The organism is Micromonospora sp. M42 (assembly GCF_000568915.1).
GTDB classification, from domain to species: domain Bacteria; phylum Actinomycetota; class Actinomycetes; order Mycobacteriales; family Micromonosporaceae; genus Micromonospora; species Micromonospora chalcea.
In genome coordinates, this window is record NZ_KK037239.1 from 1 (window position 1) to 5,346 (window position 5,346).

The window sequence follows — 5,346 nt, forward strand, 5'->3', positions numbered from 1 at the left end:
AGATGAGCTGTACAGCAGCCATCAAAACCTCGCAGGTCAAAAGAGGGGCATGGACCGGCTCCCCGCGCTCCTCCTCGTACCGCCACAGGGACGGGACGAGGAGGAGAGGCAGCCGGCCGCCGCAGATCAGCGGCGGCGGGGTTGAGCTGTGCGCGGGCCTTGAGCCGCGCGGGCCACCTTCTTGTCCTGAGGACAGGTGGCGGATCCTCGTCCACTGTTCAGTTGTCAAGGAACGAGCAGGTCAGGGCGTCAAGGCGTGCGGCAAAGCCGCCTTCCCGGGCGCACTCCTGAACCTGCGGCATGTGCAACATCTGTGATGCTGTACATGTATTACATGTCCACTACTGTGCAGAGTCGTGGGGGCCTCGTCAACCCCTTGCGGGAAGTTCGGTTGAAGCGAATGCCCGCGTCCTCGGCGTGAGAACAGATTCGCGCTGGTGGGAGCAACGATCCACCCACAAGTGGCGCAACTGCTGTACGAGTTGGGACGGCCGGGGGTACGTTCAAGTCGTCCCTAGTCGTCCCCTCGGGGGAGGAGTCGAGAGTGGCCAACGAACGCTTACGTGGCGCACTGGTACAGGCGGGCCTGACGATTGAGGAAGTGGCGGAGCGGATCGGCGTGAGTCCGAAGACGGTGGAGCGGTGGGTGAACGCCGAAGGTCGCAAGCCGTACCGGCGCTTTCAATACGCACTCGCGTCGTTGCTTGGCGCCGAGGTTTCCTACCTCTGGTCCGACGAGGCGACGGCAGTCGACATCGTCAGCGCGGGTAACGCCGAACTCGTGACCCTGTACCCCCACCGATCAGTGACGCCGAACTCGCTCTGGCCGCGCCTGTACTCGACGGCCAAGGCTCATTTTGACGTGGTTGCCTACTCCGGGTTCTGGCTCACGGAAGACGCCGCTTTCCATCGCGTAGTGAAAGAGAAATCGGCGGAAGGTGTGCCCGTCCGGTTCATGTTGGGCGACCCCGCTTGCGAAGCCGTCGCGCAGCGGGGGAGTGATGAAGGAATCGGCTCCGCTATGGCCGCAAAAATCAAGAACGCTCTGTTGAACTATGCGGCCCTGTTTGGTCTTCCGGGAGTCGAATTCCGCCTTCACTCAACCACGCTGTACAACTCAATCTATCGGGCAGATAACGAAATGCTCGTGAACGGTCACTTGTACGGTGTGGGTGCCTACATGGCGCCCGTGCTGCACATCCAGCGAATCCCGGGCGGTGAGCTGTTCGACGCCTACGCGGAGAGCGTAGAACGGGTGTGGGATGCTTCGCGCCGAATCATCTCGCCAGACGCTCTTGAGGAAAGGTCATGATGGCACGTATCGATTTCTACAACGACCCGGCCGCGCCAAGCCCGAACTCCGTGGTCCCGTCCGTCACTGCGGTAATCCGAAATGAGGCTGGGGATCTGCTAATGATCCACCGAACAGATAATGACCTCTGGGCCATCCCGGGCGGCGGCCACGACGCTGGGGAGTCAATCGAGGAGACGGTTGTGCGAGAGGTGGAAGAAGAGACCGGTATTCGCGTCGCCGTTCAATCTATCGTGGGCACCTATACCAACCCCCACCACGTCATGCAGTACGACGACGGAGAGGTTCGGCAGCAGTTCTCCATCTGCTTTCGGGCGAGTCCGGTTGGCGGTGAATTGCGTACGAGCGCAGAATCGAAGGAGGTCCGCTGGGTACCACCAACGGACCTCTCGAAACTGAATATCCATCCGTCGATTCGGCTGAGGATCGAACACGGCCTGGACACGGGCAGAACGGAGCCCTACATCGGGTGACCGGTAGCCGTGTTCGCCGCAGCCAGGCGCTCCTCCACACGATCCGAGGCCGCGTGAATTTCAGGAGCCGCACGGCGGATGAAGCGGGCGACGACGCTCCCCGACTCGTACCGCTCGGCAATCTCAGCTACCCGGGCCCGCGTGTCCGTGAGACCGCCGTCAGGTGTGGTGGTCATGTCGCAGTAGACCAAGGCGTCAACCAAGTCGGCTCGTTCCAGGGGGAACTCGTCGGCCAGGTCGGCGCGAAGTCCGCGCTCCTCGGCTTCCAGGAGTGCGAACGAATGGTTGGCGACGAGATTGGTGACGCGCGGGTCCGCCTGCTGACCACGCAGGAAACGGCCGCCGTCAAGAGGATGGAACCCTGTCTGGGCGAGAGCCGGAGCGTAGCCAATGTCGTGCAGTACGGCGGCAGCCTCCAGCGTCTCAGCATCCTCGTGTGTGAACAGCTTTCGCAGCCCCTTTGCCCGCTCTGCGACGCCCTGCACGTGCGCCCAACGCCGGGGGAGGGGTTCAGCCAGGACGTCTTCGGCGAGTGCGTACGCCCACGTGGTGAGAGACATGGACACCAGCCTACGAACTGCCGTCGAGGTTCGGCAGGGCGCGAATGCGTCGCCGCCGGCCCGGCCGGGACTCCAGTAGGCCGCGCCCTTCGAGCTGTGCCAACGCACTGCGCACGGAGACACGGGAAGCACCGAACTGGGCAGACAGCTCAGCTTCGGACGGGAAGACGCCCCCCACAGCTCCGGCGCGAACCAGTTCCTCCATCCTCAGCGCGAGCGGTCGCCGGTCGTCGGCCGAGCGCACACGGCGCCACCCGGCCCCCTGCTCCGCCTCGATGAGCCCTTGATCCCGGAGGACGAGGAGTGCCTTGCGCACCGTGCCCCGTGCGACTCCGAAGCGCCGTGTCAGTTCCGCCTCCGAAGGGAGCCGGCCGTCGTCCTGCTGAGCCCCGAATTCGGCCCGCAGCTCATCTGCGATCCGCTGGAATGTTCCGCGCGGGGTGGACACCCGAGATCCCTCCTGCTCCGCCATCGATCGGTGCGGTCGACGGCTTCCGTCTAGTCACAGGTGTACTTGAAGTTGAGTTGCAAGCGCCACTGCGGTCGCCGATGATCGACGGCCGGTGAAGGGCCCCTGTGGCCAACCTCCGGCCAGAAACGTTGCCCAGAACCGCGCAGAGCGTGAGTCTTAGCAGCTCAGCGGTGGTGACGGTTTCGGCGACCCATCGGTCTTGAAAACCGTTCCGGCTCGTTGTCGGTGCGGTTACCTAAGCTGCGCCTCGTGGATGATCTCTTGAGCAAGGTGCTGGATCTGCAGGGCGTGTGGACTGCCGTCAACACGGACGAGATGAAGAAGCGGGGAGTCTTCGTCCGTCAGGAGCTCCCAGCTTTCCTGCGTGGGTACAAGGCCGAGCTGGCCGATGCGCTCGGCGTGGCAGTGGACGAACTCGGCGTGGAGGGCAGGGATGGGACGGGGCTGAAGACCGAGATCCCCTGGGTTCGCGTGTACGGGGTGGACCAGTCGCCAAGTGCCACGAGCGGTTGGTACGTCGTCTACTTGTTCGGCGCTACGGGAGAGCGCGTCTACCTGTCGCTCATGCAGGGGACCACGGTATGGACCGGGGGCGACTTCAAGCAACGCAAGGTGGAGGATCTCCGAGCGCGGGCCAGTTGGGCGCGTCCCGTCATCGCCGAACAGGTGACAACGCGCTCCGACCTGAAGCGCGACCTTCGGCTGGAAGCCACCACGACTCTCGGGCGGGGCTACGGGCCCGGGACCGTCGTCGCCTTTGAGTACTCGCGGGAGACGCTGCCGGGGCAGGAGGTGCTCCTCGCGGATCTGCGCTACATGCTTGGCCTTTTGCGGAGGCTCTACGAAGCCGAGCGACTGGCGCCACACATCCCTGGTGACCCCGCCCCCGAAATCTTGGAGGCGGAACAGAGCGCCGCGAAGGCGGCCGGCCGCCGGACGCGCAAGGGGTCACGTCGGCTCAAGCCGGGGCAGGGCTACCGGCTCAGCGCGGAGGAGCGAGACGCGATCGAGCGCCACAGCGTAGACATGGCGACGGAGTTCTTCCAGGCGCAGGGATGGACCGTCAAGGATGTCGGTGCCCGTGAGTCGTACGACCTCTTGCTGACTCGGGTTGGGCGGAAGATGAGGGCCGAGGTCAAGGGGACCGCCTCAGCAGGACTGGACGTGATCTTGACCCGCGCCGAGGTCCAGAAGCAGCGCCAGTACTACCCCGACAACGCCCTCGTCGTGGTCCACTCCATCACCCTGGAACGTACCGGGAAGAAGCCGGTCGCCTCGGGTGGGACACTCCACTGCACCTCGCCCTGGAGCGTCGAAGAGGATGACCTCACCGTGATCTCCTACAGCTACCGGACTCAGGTCGGAACGACCCCCTCTTCCCCAGGTGTCCCCCAGCAGCGACAGTCCCAGGGAGATTCGCAGGTCACAGCCACCCGAAGGAGCCCGCTGTAAATCTGCCGGCTCAGCCTTCCCAGGTTCGAATCCTGGCGCCGCCACGCGGAGCGAGAGGCCCGGTGGCCAACCGAAAGGTTGGCCACCGGGCCTCTTCGTCGTTTCCGGGGGAGGCGTGGCCCTGTGTGTCACCTGTGGAGGACCTGTGGTGATCATCGGGTAGGCTGCCGCTTCTTTTCGGCACTCTCCCGAAGAGGTGTGAATGAAGACAGGCAGACGGACCGTGGCCGCGGCCGCGTTCGTGGCGGCGCTCGGGCTCTCCGTGCTCAACGCGCCGACGGCTCAGGCGGCGGACACGGGGATCATCGTGTCGGACCTCGTCATCAACGACAACGGTAAGTCCATCGTCGTGGGGACGACGAAGAGGGTGTATCCGACCTTCACCTTCAACCTCACGCTCCCGGCCGGCTACAGCACCGCCGACCCGTTCCGCTACGACGTGTTCGTTTACCTCTACCACGGTGACCTCAAGGGGAAGGCCGTGAAGGACGGCGAGAACATCATCCCCCCGAGCGGCACCACATGCTACGAACGCGATGCCAAGCACGCGCGCTGTGAGGGCGAGTTGTTCATCGACCCGCACCCGACCAAGTACTCGGTCGACTCCAACAGCGACGCCACGACGTGGAAGACCGCCATCGGGCTGACGCTCTTCACCCGTGACGACCAGCTCAAGACGCATGAGACGGAGACCCGCCCCTACACCGTCCAGCTCAAGCGCGCGGCCAGGACCACCACCAACGCCACCCCGGAGCCCGTCAGCAAGGGCAAGAAGGTCACCGTCACGGGCAAGGCGACCCGGGCGAACTGGAGCACGAAGAAGTACGACGCCTACAGCGGCCGTACCGTCAGCCTCCAGTTCCGCGCCAAGGGCGCCAAGACGTACAAGACGCTCAAGAAGGCCACGAGCAACGGCACCGGGAACCTGAAGACCACGGTGACCGCCGGCGTCGACGGTTACTACCGCTGGGTCTACTACGGCAACTCCACGACCGGCTCCGCCACGAGCACCGCCGATTACGTCGACGTGCGCTGACGCCCCGCCACCCGCCGCCCCGCACCGTGCGGGACCGGCAA

General features: G+C 64.8%; 6 protein-coding genes. 4 read left to right on the forward strand and 2 right to left on the reverse strand.

The genetic code is table 11. The features are described 5' to 3' along the window. The first annotated feature begins 544 nt into the window (after positions 1–544). Positions 545–1,312, forward strand: coding sequence for a helix-turn-helix domain-containing protein (locus MCBG_RS30825; RefSeq protein WP_009068098.1), 768 nt, complete (start codon positions 545–547; stop codon positions 1,310–1,312). Then, positions 1,312–1,785: an NUDIX hydrolase gene (locus tag MCBG_RS30830; protein WP_009068099.1), complete on the forward strand. Its 474-nt coding sequence runs from the start codon at positions 1,312–1,314 to the stop codon at positions 1,783–1,785. The genes MCBG_RS30825 and MCBG_RS30830 overlap by 1 nt, the downstream gene beginning before the upstream one ends. On the opposite strand, the gene MCBG_RS30835 is transcribed toward MCBG_RS30830, so the two are convergent. Both MCBG_RS30835 and MCBG_RS30840 read right to left on the reverse strand, forming a co-directional pair. Continuing rightward, entirely contained in the window at positions 1,773–2,345 is a 573-nt protein-coding gene (locus MCBG_RS30835; protein WP_009068100.1) for an HD domain-containing protein, read from the reverse strand. The genes MCBG_RS30830 and MCBG_RS30835 overlap by 13 nt on opposite strands. Positions 2,346–2,355: 10 nt before the next feature. Continuing rightward, on the reverse strand, positions 2,356–2,793 hold the full coding sequence (locus MCBG_RS30840) for a GntR family transcriptional regulator (RefSeq protein ID WP_198033362.1): 438 nt from the start codon (positions 2,791–2,793) through the stop codon (positions 2,356–2,358). A 273-nt stretch (positions 2,794–3,066) separates the two neighbouring features. Between MCBG_RS30840 and MCBG_RS30845 the strand changes: the two genes are divergently transcribed. Both MCBG_RS30845 and MCBG_RS30850 read left to right on the forward strand, forming a co-directional pair. Next, the gene (locus MCBG_RS30845) at positions 3,067–4,269 is read left to right on the forward strand and encodes an MrcB family domain-containing protein (RefSeq protein WP_198033363.1); all 1,203 of its coding nucleotides are present in this window, start codon (positions 3,067–3,069) and stop codon (positions 4,267–4,269) included. Positions 4,270–4,471: 202 nt separating this feature from the next. Beyond that, entirely contained in the window at positions 4,472–5,305 is an 834-nt protein-coding gene (locus MCBG_RS30850; protein WP_009068103.1) for a hypothetical protein, read from the forward strand. Positions 5,306–5,346 lie beyond the last annotated feature (41 nt).

Coding starts and splice junctions, on each gene's coding strand:
- MCBG_RS30830 (WP_009068099.1), top strand. CDS start 1,312: ATGGCACGTATCGATTTCTACAACGACCCGGCCGCGCCAAGCCCGAAC.
- MCBG_RS30835 (WP_009068100.1), bottom strand. CDS start 2,345: ATGTCTCTCACCACGTGGGCGTACGCACTCGCCGAAGACGTCCTGGCT.
- MCBG_RS30850 (WP_009068103.1), top strand. CDS start 4,472: ATGAAGACAGGCAGACGGACCGTGGCCGCGGCCGCGTTCGTGGCGGCG.